Source organism: Aureimonas phyllosphaerae (assembly GCF_900113065.1).
Taxonomy (GTDB): domain Bacteria; phylum Pseudomonadota; class Alphaproteobacteria; order Rhizobiales; family Rhizobiaceae; genus Aureimonas; species Aureimonas phyllosphaerae.
Window position 1 is genome coordinate 45,726 of record NZ_FOOA01000010.1, and the last position, 17,231, is coordinate 62,956.

The 17,231-nt window shown below is 69.0% G+C and carries 15 protein-coding genes and 1 pseudogene; all 16 read right to left on the reverse strand.

All coding sequences use genetic code 11. The features are described from left to right. Positions 1-242 precede the first annotated feature (242 nt). The gene (gene rpsO / locus BM175_RS13280; RefSeq protein WP_055893552.1) at positions 243-512 is read right to left on the reverse strand and encodes a 30S ribosomal protein S15; all 270 of its coding nucleotides are present in this window, start codon (positions 510-512) and stop codon (positions 243-245) included. Between the two features lie 162 nt (positions 513-674). Continuing rightward, the gene (truB, locus tag BM175_RS13285; RefSeq protein ID WP_090963804.1) at positions 675-1,661 is read right to left on the reverse strand and encodes a tRNA pseudouridine(55) synthase TruB; all 987 of its coding nucleotides are present in this window, start codon (positions 1,659-1,661) and stop codon (positions 675-677) included. Continuing rightward, positions 1,661-2,080, reverse strand: a complete 420-nt coding sequence (gene rbfA / locus BM175_RS13290) for a 30S ribosome-binding factor RbfA (protein WP_090963806.1) — start codon at positions 2,078-2,080, stop codon at positions 1,661-1,663. The genes truB and rbfA overlap by 1 nt, the downstream gene beginning before the upstream one ends. A 129-nt stretch (positions 2,081-2,209) precedes the next feature. Next, positions 2,210-5,041: a translation initiation factor IF-2 gene (infB, locus tag BM175_RS13295; protein ID WP_342029261.1), complete on the reverse strand. Its 2,832-nt coding sequence runs from the start codon at positions 5,039-5,041 to the stop codon at positions 2,210-2,212. Positions 5,042-5,209: 168 nt separating this feature from the next. Beyond that, positions 5,210-5,461: pseudogene (locus BM175_RS23345) on the reverse strand (translation initiation factor IF-2 associated domain-containing protein); the annotation flags it as partial. Between the two features lie 97 nt (positions 5,462-5,558). Continuing rightward, the gene (locus tag BM175_RS13300) at positions 5,559-6,194 is read right to left on the reverse strand and encodes an RNA-binding protein (RefSeq protein WP_244546001.1); all 636 of its coding nucleotides are present in this window, start codon (positions 6,192-6,194) and stop codon (positions 5,559-5,561) included. A gap of 41 nt (positions 6,195-6,235) precedes the next feature. Further along, the gene (nusA, locus tag BM175_RS13305; protein ID WP_090963811.1) at positions 6,236-7,825 is read right to left on the reverse strand and encodes a transcription termination factor NusA; all 1,590 of its coding nucleotides are present in this window, start codon (positions 7,823-7,825) and stop codon (positions 6,236-6,238) included. A gap of 97 nt (positions 7,826-7,922) precedes the next feature. Beyond that, the gene (gene rimP / locus BM175_RS13310; RefSeq protein ID WP_090963813.1) at positions 7,923-8,531 is read right to left on the reverse strand and encodes a ribosome maturation factor RimP; all 609 of its coding nucleotides are present in this window, start codon (positions 8,529-8,531) and stop codon (positions 7,923-7,925) included. Positions 8,532-8,727: 196 nt separating this feature from the next. After that, on the reverse strand, positions 8,728-9,441 hold the full coding sequence (gene trmB / locus BM175_RS13315; RefSeq protein WP_090963815.1) for a tRNA (guanine(46)-N(7))-methyltransferase TrmB: 714 nt from the start codon (positions 9,439-9,441) through the stop codon (positions 8,728-8,730). Further along, a complete protein-coding gene (metK, locus tag BM175_RS13320) occupies positions 9,431-10,639 on the reverse strand; it encodes a methionine adenosyltransferase (protein ID WP_090963817.1) in 1,209 nt (402 codons plus the stop codon). The genes trmB and metK overlap by 11 nt, the downstream gene beginning before the upstream one ends. Before the next feature lie 106 nt (positions 10,640-10,745). Next, positions 10,746-11,171: a helix-turn-helix domain-containing protein gene (locus BM175_RS13325; protein WP_090963819.1), complete on the reverse strand. Its 426-nt coding sequence runs from the start codon at positions 11,169-11,171 to the stop codon at positions 10,746-10,748. A gap of 125 nt (positions 11,172-11,296) precedes the next feature. Next, positions 11,297-12,889: an apolipoprotein N-acyltransferase gene (lnt, locus tag BM175_RS13330; protein WP_244545995.1), complete on the reverse strand. Its 1,593-nt coding sequence runs from the start codon at positions 12,887-12,889 to the stop codon at positions 11,297-11,299. A 119-nt stretch (positions 12,890-13,008) separates the two neighbouring features. Then, positions 13,009-14,049, reverse strand: coding sequence for a hemolysin family protein (locus tag BM175_RS13335; protein ID WP_090963823.1), 1,041 nt, complete (start codon positions 14,047-14,049; stop codon positions 13,009-13,011). A gap of 21 nt (positions 14,050-14,070) precedes the next feature. Then, positions 14,071-14,613, reverse strand: coding sequence for an rRNA maturation RNase YbeY (gene ybeY / locus BM175_RS13340; RefSeq protein ID WP_090963825.1), 543 nt, complete (start codon positions 14,611-14,613; stop codon positions 14,071-14,073). Beyond that, positions 14,610-15,644: a PhoH family protein gene (locus tag BM175_RS13345; RefSeq protein ID WP_090963826.1), complete on the reverse strand. Its 1,035-nt coding sequence runs from the start codon at positions 15,642-15,644 to the stop codon at positions 14,610-14,612. Before BM175_RS13345 ends, ybeY begins: the two co-directional genes overlap by 4 nt. Then, the gene (gene miaB, locus BM175_RS13350; protein ID WP_090963828.1) at positions 15,641-17,089 is read right to left on the reverse strand and encodes a tRNA (N6-isopentenyl adenosine(37)-C2)-methylthiotransferase MiaB; all 1,449 of its coding nucleotides are present in this window, start codon (positions 17,087-17,089) and stop codon (positions 15,641-15,643) included. Before miaB ends, BM175_RS13345 begins: the two co-directional genes overlap by 4 nt. Positions 17,090-17,231: the final 142 nt, after the last annotated feature.

Below are 17,231 nucleotides of genomic sequence, written 5' to 3' on the forward strand. Positions count from 1 at the left end.
CCGGTCGCGGCGCGGCTAGAGGTCAGCGGCGCCCGGGCACGATGGGTTCCGTCCGGCGCGCGGCCGTCGGGATCATGCCGGGAAGCATCCGGCAATCCTGCCCCATGAGCGTTGGGCTCTCTGGCGCGGCGCTCGTCTGAGCCGCCGGCCGGGACAGGCTTTCCCCGCCGGGGCGGGAGAAGCTGGTTCGAAATGCGGGCGCGGCGCTCAAGGACCCTTGAGCGCCGCGCCGAATGACGGATTTAGCGACGCAGGCCGAGACGGCCGATCAGCGCGGTGTAGCGCTCTTCCTCGCGCTCCTTCAGGTAGTCGAGGAGGCGGCGACGCTGGGACACCATCTTGAGAAGGCCACGACGCGAGTGGTTGTCCTTCTTGTGGCCCTTGAAGTGTTCGGTCAGGTTGGCGATGCGCTCCGACAGAAGGGCGACCTGCACCTCGGGCGAACCGGTGTCGCCTTCCTTGGTGCCGTATTCCTTCATGAGTTCGGCTTTGCGCTCGAGCGTGATCGACATCGGATATCCCTTTCTTGGAGCATTTGGAGGGTTGGGACGCCCGAGCCGGGATGTCGTCCAGCCAGGGCCATGAAGCGACGCCCGGACTGAACGGCCGGGCACGCGAGGCGGGTATAGGCGCATTCCGCGGGGAATGCCAGCCCGGAACGGAAGGGGCTCGTTCTAGCCGCGCCCGCCGAAGACGCGTTTGGGATGGAACGAGCCCTGGTCGATCGAGCCGATCGCGACGAGGCGCCCCTGTCCGGTGGCATAGGCTTCGTCGCAGAAGGCCGGCGCATCGCGCCCGCGCAGGAGCACGGGATTGCCCGACAGCACCCGCCCGGCCTGATCGTCGGTCAGCGCCACCTCGTAGAGGTCCGAGAGCGCGGTTGCCGCGTCGAGCACGATCTCGTCGAGCGCGGTGAAGTCGGTGATGCGGGCGCGCGCACCGGCTTCCGCCGCCTCCGGCGTCAGCTCCTCAAGCCCCTCTTCGGCGGCATCCATCAGCTCGTCGAGCGTGACCATGTCGTCCTCGTCGAACGAGCCGACGCGCACGCGGCGAAGCTCGGTGATGTGGCCGAAGCAGCCGAGGTCGCGCCCGAGGTCGCGCGCGATGGCTCTGACATAGGTGCCCTTGCCGCACTCGGCCTCGAAGGTCGTGATCGAGGCGTCGGGCATTTCGACGATCGCCAGCCGGTGCACCGTCACGGTGCGCGCGGCGATCTCGACGGTCTCGCCGGCGCGCGCCAGATCATAGGCGCGCTCGCCCTCGATCTTGATCGCCGAGAAGGCGGGCGGCACCTGGGAGATCTCGCCGGTATAGTTCGGCAGGAGGGCCTCGATATCGGCGCGGGACGGGCGGCGGTCGGAGGCGTTGACCACCGGGCCTTCCGTGTCGTCGGTGGTCGTCTCCGCGCCCCAGGACACGGTGAAGCGATAGGTCTTCTGCCCGTCCATCACGAAGGGGACGGTCTTCGTCGCATCGCCGAGCGCGATCGGCAGCATGCCGGACGCCAGCGGATCGAGCGTGCCGGCATGGCCCGCCTTCTGCGCGAAATAGAGCCACTTGATCTTCGAGACGGCTTCCGTGGAGCCCATGCCTTTCGGCTTGTCGAAGATCACCCAGCCGGAAATCGGGCGGCCCTTCGGCTTCTTCCCGCGACGTGCCATCAGTTGTCGTCCTCGTCGTCTGCCGTCCCTTGCGTGTCGCGCAGGACCTCCGGCGAGCGCAGGAGCGCGTCGATCCGGGCATAGTTGTCGAAACTGTCGTCCTGCCGGAAGCGGACCTCCGGCATGTACTTCATCTGCCTGAGCGCCGGCGTAAGCCGACCGCGCAGGAACCGCGCATGGCCGTTGAGGGCCTGCACGTAGGGGTCCACGTTCTCCTGCCCGAACACCGTGACATAGGCGGTGGCGAGCTTCAGGTCGGGACTCATGCGCACTTCCGTCACGCTGATCACGGCGTTTTCGAGGAGCGGGTCCAGGATCTCGCGACGCTGCAGGGTTTCGGTCAGGGCGTGGCGAACCTTCTCGCCGACCGACAGCTGACGCTGCGACGGCCCTTTCGGGGCTTTGGTATGCTTGGCCATGGCTGGTTGCTCCTAGGCGTGAGGCCGCATCGTCCCTCGTGCGAACGCAACTGCAAAGCCCGGCGTTGCCGCCGGGCTTTGCGCATTGGGTCCGGTCGGGCGGTCCCCTCGAGGACCGCCGTCTTGGGATCAGAGCGTGCGGGCGATGTGCTCCACGCGGAAGTTCTCGATGATATCGCCGACGCGGATATCCTCGTAGTTCTGGAAGGCCATGCCGCATTCTTGGCCGCCCGGCACCTCGGCGACTTCGTCCTTGAAGCGCTTGAGCGTCTTGAGCGTGCCCTCGTGGATGACCACGCCGTCGCGGATGAGGCGTACGCCCGCACCGCGCTCGACCTTGCCTTCCGTGACGCGGCAGCCCGCGACCTTGCCGATCTTGGTGATGTGGAACACCTCCAGGATCTCGGCATTGCCGAGGAACGTCTCGCGCCGCTCGGGCGACAGGAGGCCCGACATCGCCTGCTTCACGTCATCCACGAGGTCGTAGATGATGTTGTAGTAGCGGATCTCGATCCCCTCGCGCTCGGCGAGCTGACGGGCCTGCGCGTTGGCACGCACGTTGAAGCCGATGATCGCGGCGTTCGAGGTGGCGGCCAGCTGGACGTCCGACTCGGTGATCGCACCGGCGCCCGAATGGACGATGCGCGCCTGCACTTCGTCCGTGCCGAGCTTCTCCAGAGCCGTTCCGATCGCCTCGACCGAGCCCTGCACGTCGCCCTTGACGAGCAGCGGGAAGGTCTTGAGGCCGCTCGACTGCAGCTGGTTCATCATCTGCTCGAGCGAGCCGCGCTGACCGGCCGACTTGGCGACCGCCTTCTCGCGCGTCAGGCGCTGACGGTACTCGGTGATCTCGCGGGCCTGCGCCTCGTCCTTGACCACCGCGAAGCGGTCGCCGGCGAGCGGCGTGCCCTGCATGCCGAGGACCTCGACGGGGGTCGACGGACCGGCCTCCTTCATCTGCTTGCCCTGGTCGTTGACGAGGGCGCGCACGCGGCCCCACTGGTCGCCGGCGACCACGATGTCGCCGACGCGCAGCGTGCCGGCCTGGACGAGCGTCGTCGCCACCGGGCCGCGGCCACGGTCGAGCTGGGCCTCGATCACCACGCCTTCGGCAGTGCGGTCGGGGTCGGCCTTCAGGTCGAGGATTTCGGCCTGCAGCAGGATCGCCTCGAGGAGCTTGTCGAGGTTCGCGCCGGTCTTGGCCGACACCTCGACGTCGAGCACCTCACCACCCATCGATTCCACGAACACCTCGTGCTGGAGGAGCTGCGTGCGGACCTTCTGGGCATCGGCGGCCGGCTTGTCGATCTTGTTGATCGCCACGATGATCGGCACGCCGGCCGCCTTCGCGTGGCTGATCGACTCGATCGTCTGCGGCATGACGCTGTCGTCGGCCGCCACCACGAGGATCGCGATGTCGGTCGCCTGCGCGCCGCGAGCGCGCATCGCCGTGAACGCGGCGTGGCCCGGCGTGTCGATGAACGAGATTTTCTGACCGTTCTGCTCGACCTGGTAGGCGCCGATGTGCTGCGTGATGCCGCCGGCCTCGCCCGACACGACGCTGGTCTTGCGGATCGCGTCGAGGAGCGAGGTCTTGCCGTGGTCGACGTGGCCCATGATCGTGACAACCGGTGGCCGCGTGACCAGCTTCTCCGGATCGCTCGCCACGTCGAACATGCCGGTCTCGACGTCCGATTCCGCGACGCGGCGAACCGTATGGCCGAACTCGGACGCGATGATCTCGGCGAGATCGGCGTCGATCACGTCGCCCGGCTTCATCATCTGACCCTGCGCCATCAGGAACTTGATGACGTCCACGGCCCGCTCCGACATGCGGTTGGCGAGTTCCTGGATGGTGATGGTCTCGGGGATAATCACTTCGCGGGCAATCTTCTCGCGGGTCTGGTTCTGCTGCGAGCGCTTGAACTTCTCCTGGCGACGACGCATCGACGACAGCGAGCGGCCGCGCGCGTCCTCGTCGGACAGCGCACGCTCGACATTGACGCGGCCGGCGCCACGGCGGTCGTCGCCGGTGCGGGCGCGCGTCGGCTTGGCGGCGTCGGCGGCTGGCGCGCGTGCCGGACCACGAGCGGCGCCCGGACGGCGACGATCGTCCTCGTCGTCGGCCCGCGTCTTCTTGGTGAGGTCGGTACGACCGGCCGGGCGCAGGCCCAGGCCATCGTCCACCGGCGGCGGGCCGGGGATGACGTTGACATTGGCCTTGCCGCCACTGGTGCGGGCGACGGGCTTGTTGGCGGCGCGGCGGGCCGCGTCCTCCTCGGCCTTCTTGCGGGCAGCGGCCTCGAGCTCGAGACGCGCGTTCTCCTCGGCCTGACGGCGCTCGGATTCCTCGCGCTCGGCGCGGCGACGCTCGTCCTCGGCGACGCGGCGCGCCTCCTCGATCTGGAACAGGCGACGGTCCTCGGCCTCGCGCTGCTGCGCGAGGATCAGGGCGCGACGACGCGCATCCATTTCCTTGGACGACAAATCCGACAGGACGGCGCCGCGCGGCTGGCGGGCACCGGGCGCGGCAGCGGCCGGCGCGGGACCGCGACGGTCGTCACGCCCGCCCGGCTGGCCCGGACGACCGACCTGAGCCGGCTGACCGGGGCGCTGCTGGCCCGGCGCGCCGGGGCGGCCGGCCTGCGAGCCGGCATAGCCGGGACGCGCCGGCTGTCCCGGACGCTGCGCGCCGGCCGGGCCGCCGGCGGCGGGGCGGGCGGGCGCAGGCGCGCCCGGACGCGGTGCCGTGCCCTGCGGGGCGCGGGGCGCGGCGGACGCGGCAGCCGGAGTGGCGGTCGGGGTGGCCGCGGGCGCGGCGGTTTTGGCGGTATCGTTCAAGGAAGGCTTCGGTGACTCGGGTTCGGAAGGGGGCGTGGAGACGCTCGGCGTCGCGGCAGGAGCCTCGGCGACGGGCGCAGCAGGAGCGGGAGCCGGAGCAGCGGCGGCCGGTGCGGGCACGGCAGGCGCCGCCTCGGCCGCGGGCGCCGTCTCGGCGGCCTTGGCGACCGGTTCCGCCTGGGCGACCGGCGCCACGGGGCGATCGGGGGTGACCGGCGCCTGCGGGTTCTTAGCCGCATGCTCCAGCGCCGCCATCTGCGCGGGCGTCAGGGTCGGGCGTGCGGGCGCCGCCGCAGCCGGTGCGGGCGCGGGTGCTGCAGGCGCCGCTGCGGCCTCGGACGCCGCAGGCGCTTCCTTTGCCGTTTCGCCGGGGACCGAGAACTTGCGCTTCTTGGTCTCCACGACGACGCTCTTCGTCCGCCCGTGCGAGAAGTTCTGCCGCACCGTGGACTGCGAAACGCTGCCGCTCGGCTTCAGGGACAGGGTCTTCTTCGGGGTGACGCTCAGCGTCTTGTCATCGCCCGATTTCGTATCGCTCATTACCGCTTCCGCTTCCTGCGCGGGTTTGTTCCCCGCGCCACTATCCGTGCCTAGAGCATTTTTCAACCGTGCTCAGCCGTTGATCTTAATGGTGGCTTCACGAAGCCGGCTGGTGACCGGCATCCGCTTCGTTGGTTTCCCGGGCGCTTGCGCCCCGGTAGGTCTCCAGCGCATCGAGGCGCTCGATCAGGGCCGCTCCAGCTCCACCGGGCAGGATGGCCGCGTGTATCACATTCAGGTCGCCCATGGCCAAACCGATTTCGTCGGCGGTCAGCGACTGGTAGGCCGGCACCGGCCGCCCTCCCGTCTCGGCGGCCCGCGCATGGCGCGCTCCGTCGAGCTTTCGAATTCCGTCCGCCGCGCCATCCGAGGCGTGGAGGACCGCGAGAGCCTTGCCCGCGCGCAGCGCGGCATCGACCTTGGTCGACCCGGTCGTCAGCTGGCCGGCCTTGCGGGCGAGCGCCAGAGCGCCCGTCGCCGCGCGAACCAGAAGCGCTTCCAAATCGTCGGCCAGCGTTTCGGTTCCAGTCAGCTCGCGCTTCAGGGCCCGCGACAGAAGCTTGCGCTTCATCGCCGTCTCGACCACCGAACGCCGCGCCTCGATATGGGCGCCGCGTCCGGGCAACCGTCGCCTGAGGTCCGGCACGACCTGCCCGTCCGGGGCGACGACGAAGCGGATCAGGGCGTCGGCCGGCAGCGAGCGGCGCGACACGATGCACATGCGCCCATTCATCACCGCCGCCTCCAGATCCGCGTCCTCGTCCATTCCCTCGCTCAGACCTCCTCGGCCTCCTCGTCGCTCTCGACCGCCGGCTCCTCGGCCTCGACCCAGCCGGCCATCACGCGGGCCTGCATGATCATCGCCTCGGCGTCCTGACGGCTCACGTCGAACGCCGAGAGCGCGCCGGTGAACTTCTTCGTCTCGCCGTCCTTGCGCTCGGTCCAGCCGACGAGATCGTCGGCCGCGCAGCCCGCGAAGTCCTCGACGCTCTTCACGCCGTCCTCGCCGAGCGCGACCAGCATGGCCGTCGTCAGGCCCTCGATCTGGCGCAGGTCGTCCTCGACGCCGAGCGCGCGGCGCTTGTCGTCGAGCTCCTTCTCGCGCTGGTCCAGGAACTCCTTGGCGCGGTTCTGGATCTCGGCCGCCGTATCCTCGTCGAAGCCCTCGATCGAGGCGACCTCGGAATTGTCGACGTAGGCGACTTCCTCGACGCTCGCGAAGCCCTCGGACGCCAGAAGCTGGCCGACCATCTCGTCGACGTTCAGGGCGTCCATGAACAGGGCGGAGCGCTCGGTGAACTCCTTCTGGCGACGCTGCGACTCCTCCTCCTCGGTGAGGATGTCGATGTCCCAGCCGGTGAGCTGCGAGGCGAGGCGCACGTTCTGGCCGCGACGACCGATCGCAAGGCTTAGCTGGTCATCCGGGACCACGACTTCAATGCGCTCGGCGTCCTCGTCGAGCACGACCTTGGCGACTTCCGCCGGCTGCAGCGCGTTGACGAGGAAGGACGCCGCATCCGGCGACCAGGGAATGATGTCGATCTTCTCGCCCTGCAGCTCGCCGACGACGGCCTGGACGCGCGAGCCGCGCATGCCGACGCAGGCGCCGACCGGATCGACGGACGAATCGCGGCTGACCACCGCGATCTTGGCGCGCGAGCCGGGATCGCGGGCGACCGCCTTGATCTCGATGATGCCGTCGTAGATTTCCGGCACTTCCATGGTGAAAAGCTTCGCCATGAACTGCGGGTGGGTGCGCGACAGGAAGATCTGCGGGCCCCGCTGCTCGCGGCGCACGTCGTAGACGAAGGCGCGCACGCGGTCGCCGTAGCGAAAGAGCTCGCGCGGAATCTGCTCGTCGCGACGAATGATGCCCTCGCCCTTGCCGAGATCGACGATCACGTTGCCGTACTCGACGCGCTTGACCGTGCCGTTGACGATCTCGTTCACGCGACCGATGAACTCGTCGTACTGCTTGTCGCGCTCGGCCTCGCGTACCTTCTGCACGATGACCTGCTTGGCAGACTGGGCGGCGATGCGGCCGAACTCCATCGGCGGCAGCTGCTCGGCGATGAAGTCGCCGGGCTCGGCGTCGGGGTTCTTGTCGCGGGCGAGATCAAGATAGATCTGCGTCGCGGGATCCTCGACCTCCTCGACGACCTCCAGAAGCCGCTGCAGCTTCATCTCGCCGGTCTTGGTGTTGATGTCGACGCGGATGTTGGTTTCCTGGCCGTAGCGCGAGCGGGCGGCCTTCTGGATCGCGTCCGCCATGGCGGCGATCACGATCTCCCGATCGATCGACTTCTCGCGCGCCACGGCATCCGCGATCTGCAGAAGCTCGAGTCGGTTCGCACTGACTGCCATGTTCACGTCTCCTGTCGAAAGCCGCCGGGCATCCAAGGCTCCGGCCCTTCGGAAAGGATGGCCCACGCCCTCCGGCGCGACGCCTCCCATCGTCTCATCAATGCGCGCCGGGCTCTCCGGCTGCGTCCAAGGTCTCGTCTTCGTCGTCGATCGGCAGGCCCTTCGCCTTGCGGGCGGCCTTGTCGGCCTTCAGGGAGGCCGCGATTAGGTCGTCGGTCAGGATCAGCCGGGCCTCGGCCAGGGCATCGAACGGCACCTCGACGACCTTGTCCTCGCCATCCGACACGGCGTCGCGCTCCAGCCGGAAGCCCTCGTCCGACACGGACAGGATGCGACCGCGGAAGCGCTTGCGGTTGGCGACGAGGCGCGTCGTCTCCAGCTTCATCAGCTGGCCGGCCCAGGCCTCGAAGTCGCCGACACGCACCAGGGGACGGTCAATGCCGGGCGACGAAATCTCGAGGTGGTAGGCGCGGTCCATCGGGTCCTCGACGTCGAGGACCGGGGAGATGCCGCGCGACACCGCCTCGCAGTCCTCGACGCTCATAGAACCATCCGGCCGCTCGGCCATGATCTGCAGCGTCGTGCCGTTCATCGCCGACACGCGAATGCGCACAAGGCGGTAGCCGAGCTGTTCGATCACGGGCTCGAGCAGAGCGGCGATGCGGCCCTCGAGGCCCTCTTCGGTAATGATGCGCTTGTCCGTCACGAAGTCTCCGGTCGTGCCTCGGGACGCTTATTGAAGCTATCCCGCCTGCGGCGACCGCCGGATCTCCTGCCGAGGCTATGCCCCTAACAAAAAAGAGCGGGACCGGGAGGACCCACTCTCACGATCGCATCGCAGAGAATTTGAACCCCATATACAGCCGAAGCGCCGCCATGGCAAGGCGAACGCCCCGCCCTCGTCAGAGGCGGCGGAAGGTGAGGTAGGCGCCCTTGCGGCCCTCGCGATGGGCCTTCGCCTCGTAGCGCGTGCCCGGCCAGCCCTCGTAGGGCGTGTGCCAGTCGGCCGGGCCGTCCGCCTCCCACGCGAACGCGGGGTGGTCGCGCAGGTGCTGCAGCGTCCAGTCCACGTAGGTCTCGATGTCGGAGGCGAAGCGGAACCGCCCACCGGGCTTCAGGACGCGCGCCATGCGCTGGAGCGTGCGCGGGTTCACGAAGCGTCGCTTCCAGTGTTTCCGCTTCGGCCAGGGGTCCGGGTAGAACAGGTCGATTCCGTCGAGCGAGGCGTCCGGCAGCCAGTCGAGGAGCAGCGTCGCATCGTCGCCGAAGAGACGAAGGTTCGCGCGGGGGCCCTCCTCCAGCGCCACCAGCATCTTCGCCATCGAGTTGACGAAGGGCTCGACGCCGATGAAGCCGGCGGTCGGATGGCGGCCGGATTCCAGATGCAGATGCTCGCCGCCGCCGAACCCGATCTCGAGCCGCACCGTCTCGACGGGCGCCAAAAACAGGGTGCGAAGGTCGGCAGGCGCTGCTCGAGAGAGGTCGAGCGCCAGCGGGGGCAGCGCCTCCCGCAGGAGCCCGGCCTGCAGCGGTCGCAGCGTCTTGCCGCGCGAGCGTCCGAAGAAGTTCTCCCGGACGCGCGTGCGTTCGCCGTTCGTCCGTCGTTCAGCGGCCAAGTTTCGCCTTCAGCTTGGCGACGAGGTCGGTCCGCTCCCAGGAGAACGAGCCGTCGCGACCGGGCTTGCGGCCGAAATGGCCATAGGCCGAGGTCTTGGCGTAGATCGGGCGTGCGAGGTCGAGATGCTCGCGGATGCCGCGGGGCGTCAGGTCCATCAGCTCGCGCAGCGCCTTCTCGAGCGCCGCCTCGTCGACCTTGCCGGTGCCATGCAGGTCGACGTAGACCGACACAGGCTCGGCGACGCCAATGGCGTAGGAGAGCTGGATGGTGCAGCGGTCGGCGAGGTTGGCCGCGACCACGTTTTTCGCAAGATAGCGCGCGGCATAGGCGGCCGAGCGATCGACCTTGGTCGGGTCCTTGCCGGAGAAGGCGCCCCCGCCGTGCGGGGCCGCGCCGCCATAGGTGTCGACGATAATCTTGCGGCCGGTGAGCCCGGCGTCGCCGTCCGGCCCGCCGATCACGAACTTGCCGGTCGGGTTGACGTGCCAGACACACGTCTCCTCGATCGGCAAACCGCTCGTCGCCTCGCGCACGAAGGGCTCGACCAGCCGGCGCACGTCGGCCGAGGTCAGGCTCTCGTCGACATGCTGCGTCGACAGGACGATCGAGGAGATCGAGACGGGCTTGCCGTCCTGGTAGCGCACGGTCACCTGGCTCTTGGCGTCGGGGCCGAGCACACCGGCGCCCCCCTCGCCCGAGCGGCGCGCCTCCGACAGGCGCTCCAGGATCTTGTGCGCGTAGAAGATCGGAGCGGGCATCAGCTCGGCCGTCTCGCGGCAGGCGTAGCCGAACATGATGCCCTGGTCACCCGCGCCCTCGGTCGCCTTCGAGCCGGCGTCGACGCCTTGCGCGATGTCAGCCGACTGCTCGTGCAGGAGAACGTCGATCTTGGCGGTCTTCCAGTGGAAGCCGTCCTGCTCGTAGCCGATCGCCTTCACGGCGCGGCGGGCGGCGGAGCGCACCTTGGAGCGGAGCTTGGGCGAATCGAGCGTCGAGCGCACCTCGCCAGCGATGACGATCCGGTTCGTGGTGGCCAGCGTCTCGCAGGCGACGCGAAGCTGCCAGGCGTCCATCTTGGCCTTGCGGGCCTCGCGGTAGAGGAGATCGAGCACCTCGTCCGAGATGCGATCGCAGACCTTGTCCGGATGCCCCTCCGAAACACTCTCGGAGGTGAAGAAGTACTCGCCGCTGCGCATCCGCCTGTGGTCTCTCAGCTGTTGGGACTTCGATCGGGGTCGCCGTCCCTTATCAGGGGTTCCCCGCGGCGCAAGGCTTTTCTCGCGCCGGCGCGTCGAGGTGCCGCTACTTGGCCTCGCCGATCTCGGCCTCGGCCTCGGCCAGCGAGCGCACGAGCTCGAGGATGCGGCGCCGGACCTTCGGGTCCTGGATCTTGCCGAAGGCGCGGTTGAGTTGGATGCTTTCGGCCGACACCGGATAGTCGGTGACAAATTCGGCATCGGGCTCGCGCATCCCGACGGGCGGCGCATCCCCGCCCTTGTAGCCCTCGAAGAAGAACGACACGGGTACCTGCAGCACCTCGGCGATCTTCTGCAGGCGGCTGGCGCCGACGCGGTTGGTCCCCTTCTCGTACTTCTGGACCTGCTGGAACGTGACGCCGAGCGCTTCGCCGAGCTTTTCCTGGCTGGTGCCCATCATCGTGCGCCGAAACCGCACCCGCGCGCCCACATGCACGTCCACGGGATTTGGTTTCTTGCTCTCGATCGCCATCGATGACCCCTCGGGCGCCGCGGCTCGTGACCGCGACCCCAGCTGGATCGGCCCCCGCCATCCAGCACCTAACCCTATACGCGGTTATTTAGATGATACGACTTAGACGAGCAATCGCGCCATCATCACGCACGACCGGACCGTACGGATGTCACGATCGCCAGAAGCGCGAAAAGACTGACAATTGCGGCGAACGCAAGATTGCCGATGCGCGAGTAGAGGGTCGGCGGGCCGGCGACGGGCAGCGCAGCGTCGACCGTGCCGCCCTCCCCGAGCGAGAGGCCTGCGACCGGTCGCCCGACGCTGTCGGTGACGACGGAGATGCCGGTGTTGGCGGCGCGCACCAGGGGCAGGCCGAAGGCGGCGGCCGTCAGCTGCGCCTGCTTCAGGTGCTGGTAGGGGCCGGGCGTGTGGCCATACCAGGCGTCGTTGGTGACGTTGAGGAGGAAATCCGGGCGCGATTCGCCCGAGCCCAGGATCTCGTCTGGGAAGATCGCCTCGTAGCAGATCAGCGGCAGGAAGCTCGGACCGCCCTCGCCCGCCTGCATGATGCGGCGCGACGAACCGGCGGAAAAACCGCCCGGCAGCATCGTCAGCTGTGTGATCCCGAGACTTTCGAGCGTCTCCTGGAACGGCAAGTACTCGCCGAACGGCACGAGATGAAGCTTGTCACCGGCATCGCGCACCGCGCCGCTCGAATCGATCACGTAGAGCGAGTTGTAGAAGCGGGCGCCGGGATCGGAGGTTTCGCCCTCGACGCGCGTCGCGCCCGCCATCAGCGTATCGGTCGGCGCCAAGGCATCGGCAAGGCGCGTCACCGCGTCCGGGCGGTCGGTGAGGATGAAGGGAAAGGACGATTCGGGCCAGATCACGAGGCGCCGCGTGTCTTCGGCCGCCGGCTCACCGTCGCTGGTCAGCGACAGGAGCTTCTCGAAGTTCGCATCCGCCTCGGCGGGGTCCCACTTCTCCGACTGGAGGATCGCCGGCTGCACGATGCGCAACGCGACGTCCGGCACGGTGCCGACGGGCGCCCGCGACAGGTGCCAGGCGCCATAGCCTGCATGCCCGGCGAGAATCGCAAGGCCGAAGGCGACGGTGAGCGCACGGCCTCTCGGCGCGCCGGCGAGGAGCGCCGGCAGGGAGAACACGAAGACGGCGAGGATCGTCAGGCCGTGCAGCCCGATCAGCGACAGGCTGCCCATCAGCAGTGGGACGGGCGCGGCGAGGACGCCGAGTTCGTTCCAGGTGAAGCCGGTGAGAAGCGTGCCGCGCAGCCATTCGAAGCCGGCGAACGAGGCGGCCAGCGCGAAGAGGCGGCCGACGCCGTCGCTCCAAGCGAGGCGCGCCACGGCCGCGGCGAGGCCGTGATAGACGCCGAGCACCATGGGCAGGCCGAGTACGGCGAGCGGCAGGGCCCACAGGAAGGCGGTGCCGCCCTGGAGGACCGCGGCGCCGAGCCACCAGAGACCGCCGAGAAAATAGCCGAAGCCGAAGCACCAGCCGATCCGGAAAGCCGGCGCGACGCGCCTGAAGAGCCCCGCGCCTGGACGCCCGCTGGCCCCGTCGAGCAGCCAGACGAGCACCGGGAACGAGAGGAAGCCGACAGCCGGAATGTTCACCGGCGCAAGGCCCAGCGTCGCCAGAAGGCCGGCGGCGAAGGCCAGAAGCGCCCGCCGCCAGCCGTGGAGAAGCATGATCCGTCCGGCCAGTCTGTCCAACGTCGATGTCCCCGCTCGCTCCAGCCCTGCCGGAACCCGTCATGCGCCGAACGGACGCACCCTCCAACGGTGGTAGAGGACGGGACTGTCGCGAAGCCTGCCGGAAGGGCGTCCGCGGGTCAGCTGTCGAGAACCGTCGCCGCGCCTTCCGGGAAGCGCACGATACGCAGCCGCTTCACGCGCCGCGGATCGGCGTCCATCACCTCGATCTCGAAACCGTCCACGGCTTCCACCACTTCGCCCTGTGCCGGCATGCGGCCGAGCGCGTTGACCACGAGACCCCCGATCGTGTCGGCGTCCTCCTCGTGTTCGCTGGTGTCGAAGTCGGCGCCGACGATCTCGCGCACCTCGTCGAGATCGGCGCGCCCGTCGGCATAGAAGACGCCGTCGCCGGCATGGGTCACCAGCGCTTCCTCGTCGTCGTGCTCGTCCTCGATGTCGCCGACCACCATCTCGAGAATGTCCTCAAGCGAGACGAGACCGTCGGTGCCGCCGTACTCGTCGATCACCAGCGCCATCTGGATATGGCTCGCCTGCATCCGCTGCATCAGCTCGGCGGCGTGCATGGAGGGTGGCACGAAGAGGATCTGGCGGAGAAGGCCGAGGTCGGAGATCGTGTGGGCGAGGTCGACGCGCCCAAGGTCGAGGGCCGAGCGCACCGGCGCGTCGGCCGCGCCCTCCTCGTGGCGGAAGCACAGGGCGGCGCGGGTGACGTGGCCGATCACATCGCGGATGTGGACCATGCCCAGCGGGTCGTCGAGCCCATCGCCATAGACCGGCATGCGGGAATGGCCCGTCTCCTCGAAGCGCGCCATCAGTTCGCCGAGCGTCGCGGAGGACGCGATGCCCTCGATCTCGGTGCGCGGGATCATGACGTCCTCGACGCGCACGTCATGCAGTTGAAGGATGTTGTTGAGGAGGAGGCGCTCGTTCGGCGTGAAGCCGGACGCCTCGGTCTCGGGCCGCGTCAGGGCCTCGGCGATCTCCTCGCGAAGCGAATGCGAGACGCGCGGGCGCAGGAACGCGACGAGCGAATCCAGAAATCCCGGCTCGGCGGGCACCTGTGCCGCGCGCCGGGGACGGCGACTTCGCGTCTCTGCGGGGGGTTCCGACGCGGCCGGCTCCTGGCCGGTCTCGTCGCCGTAGGGAGGCATACTCATGTGATTCACCAAGGGTCCCTTCTAGGTGAGCGCGTCGGCGGAATGATCGGCGTCGGCGTAGGGGTCGGCGATGCCGAGCCCGGCCAGGATCGCGATTTCGAGAGCTTCCATCTCGTCGGCCTCCGGCTCGCTCTCGTGGTCGTAGCCCAGAAGATGCAGCACGCCGTGAACGAGGAGATGACGGAAATGGTCGTCGGGTGATTTCGCTTCGTCCCGCGCCTCGCGCTCCAGCGTCTGCCGGGCGAGGATGAGATCACCGAGCATCGGGCCGGGCGCGTCGCCGGGCCGGAGCGGCATCATCGGGAAGGAGAGGATGTTGGTCGACTTGTCCTTGCCGCGCCATTCGGCGTTGAGGGCGCGCACGTCCTCGTCGTCCGACAGGGTGACGGAGACCTCGGTCTCGACGTCCGAGCCAAGCCCGACCCCGGCCGCGGCGGCGAACACGGCTTCGCGCACCATCTCGTCGGCGGGGCGCGACAGGAGCGTCCCCCAGGCGTCGTCCTCCACCGACAGGAGGATCCGCGGCCCGGTCCGGACCGCGGCGGAAGATCGGCCGTCGTTCATGGCGCCGCCTTGGCGCGCGTCTGCGTCGCGTCGGCCTCGTAGGCCTCCACGATCGCCTGCACGAGGCGATGGCGCACGACGTCCTTGGCCTCGAAGCGCACGGACACGATGCTGGAGACGCCCTCCAGAACGCGCAGCGCCTCGACCAGGCCGGACTTCACGCCGGGCGGCAGGTCGATCTGCGAGGGATCGCCGGTCACCACCATGCGCGCGTTCTCGCCGAGACGCGTCAGGAACATCTTCATCTGCATGGTGGTCGTGTTCTGCGCCTCGTCGAGGATGACGGCGGCGTTGGCGAGCGTGCGGCCGCGCATGAAGGCGAGCGGTGCGATCTCGATGGCGCCGGCGGTCAGCGCGCGCTCCACCTTCTCAGCCGGCATCATGTCGTAGAGCGCGTCGTAGAGCGGGCGCAGATACGGGTCGACCTTGTCCTTCATGTCGCCCGGCAGGAACCCAAGGCGCTCGCCGGCCTCGACCGCGGGGCGCGACAGGATGATGCGCTCGACCTGGCCGCGCTCCAAGAGCTGGGCAGCATGGGCGACGGCGAGATAGGTCTTGCCGGTGCCGGCGGGACCGACGCCGAACACCAGTTCGGCCCGCTCCATCGCGCGCATGTAGGCGTCCTGCGTCGGCGTGCGGGCGTAGATCGTCTTCTTGCGGGTCGAGATCTGGGCGAGCGCGAGGCGGCCCTTCTTCTCCAGCGTCGGCAGCACGAGCTGGTCGTCCTGCGCCACCGCCATGCGGATCGCGCCCTCGACGTCGGACGCCTGCAGGTCGTGGCCGGACTGGAGGCGGGCGTAGAGGATGTCGAGCGTGCGGCGGGCCTGCTCGGCGGCCACCGGGTCGCCGCGCAGCTCGACCTTGTTGCCGCGCGCCCGCGCGTCCACCGACAGCTTCTGCTCGATCATCGCCAGATGCTCGTCGAACTGCCCGAACAGGGCGCTCGCCAGCCGGTTGTCGTCGAAGGTCAGCACGATATGGGCCATGTCCGATGCGCCGGAGGTCGGAAGCACGCCGCGGGCTGCCTTCATGCGATCTTCCTCAACTGGGGCTCGGACGCTGCCGGAGCCGAAACGACCGGCTCGGCGCCGGCGGCCATCACAGCCGGCTCGGCGCCGGCAGCCATCAATGAATTGGGGCGCGTTTCGGAAATGCGAACCGTGACGATATCACCCACCTCGCCCGCCGAGGACGGGACCACGACCGGCAGGAGGAAGGGCGAGCGGCCGATCATCTGGCCGGGGTGACGTCCCGGCTTCTCGATCAGGACCTCGGTGTCGCGGCCGACGAAGGACTCCTGGAAGGCGACCTGCTGCTCGCGGATCAGCGCCTGCAGGCGCTCCAGCCGCTCGGTCTTCACGTCCTCCGGCACATGGCCGTCCATCGTGGCGCCGGGCGTTCCCGGCCGGGGCGAATACTTGAACGTGTAGGCGGCGGCGTAGCGCACGGTGCGCACGAGATCGAGCGTCGCCTCGAAATCGGCGTCGGTCTCGCCGGGGAAGCCGACGATGAAATCGCCGGACAGGGCGATGTCGGGCCGCGCGGCGCGGATGCGGTCGAGGAGCGCGAGATAGTCCGCCGCCTTGTGGCGCCGGTTCATCGCCTTCAGGATCGGGTCCGAGCCCGACTGCACCGGCAGATGGAGATAGGGCATCAGCGCGCGGAGGTCGCCGTGGGCAGCGATCAGGTCGTCGTCCATGTCGCGCGGGTGCGAGGTCGTGTAGCGAAGGCGCGCAAGGCCCGGAACGGCGGCAAGCTCGCGCAGGAGGCCGGCCAGCCCGATCGGTCGGCCGGACGCGTCCGTGCCGGCCCAGGCGTTGACGTTCTGGCCGAGCAGCGTCACCTCGCGCACGCCTGCCTCCGCCAGCCGGCGCGCCTCGTCCATCACGGCGGAGTAAGGCCGCGAGACCTCGGAGCCGCGCGTGTAGGGCACGACGCAGAAGGTGCAGAACTTGTCGCAGCCTTCCTGCACGGTCAGGAACGCGGTGACGCCGCGCCGGGCGATCGCCGACCTCGCCGAAGCCGGCAGATGGTCGAACTTGTCCTCGACGGCGTAGTCGGTCTCGACCACGCGCTCGCCGCGGGCGACGCGCTTCAAAGCGTCCGGCAGGCGATGGTAGGTCTGCGGGCCGATCACCAGATCGACCACGGGCGCGCGCTCGATGATCTCGGCGCCCTCGGCCTGCGCGACGCATCCGGTCACGCCGACGCGAAGCTCGCGGCCAACCGCTGCCCGCTCGCTCTTCAGCACGCGGATGCGCCCGAGCTCGGAATAGATCTTCTCGGCGGCCTTCTCGCGAATGTGGCAGGTGTTGAGGAGCACGAGATCGGCGTCCTCGATCACCTCGGTCTGCCGGTAGCCATCCCGCTCCAGCGCGTCGCCCATGCGCTGCGAATCGTAGACGTTCATCTGGCAGCCATAGGTCTTGATGAAGACCTTGCGTTCGCCGCGTGCGCTCTCGTCGGTTGTGTCCATGCGTCCTTTGCGGGCTCCGTCCCGTCCTGCCGAGCGGCGGGACGCTGGAACCCATCGGGAAGTCCTCGACGTCGCCGCACCGCCGCGCAACGCCCGCCGGCCCGGCCTTCTCCCTTCTATATCGACCCCCAGCCCCTCCGAC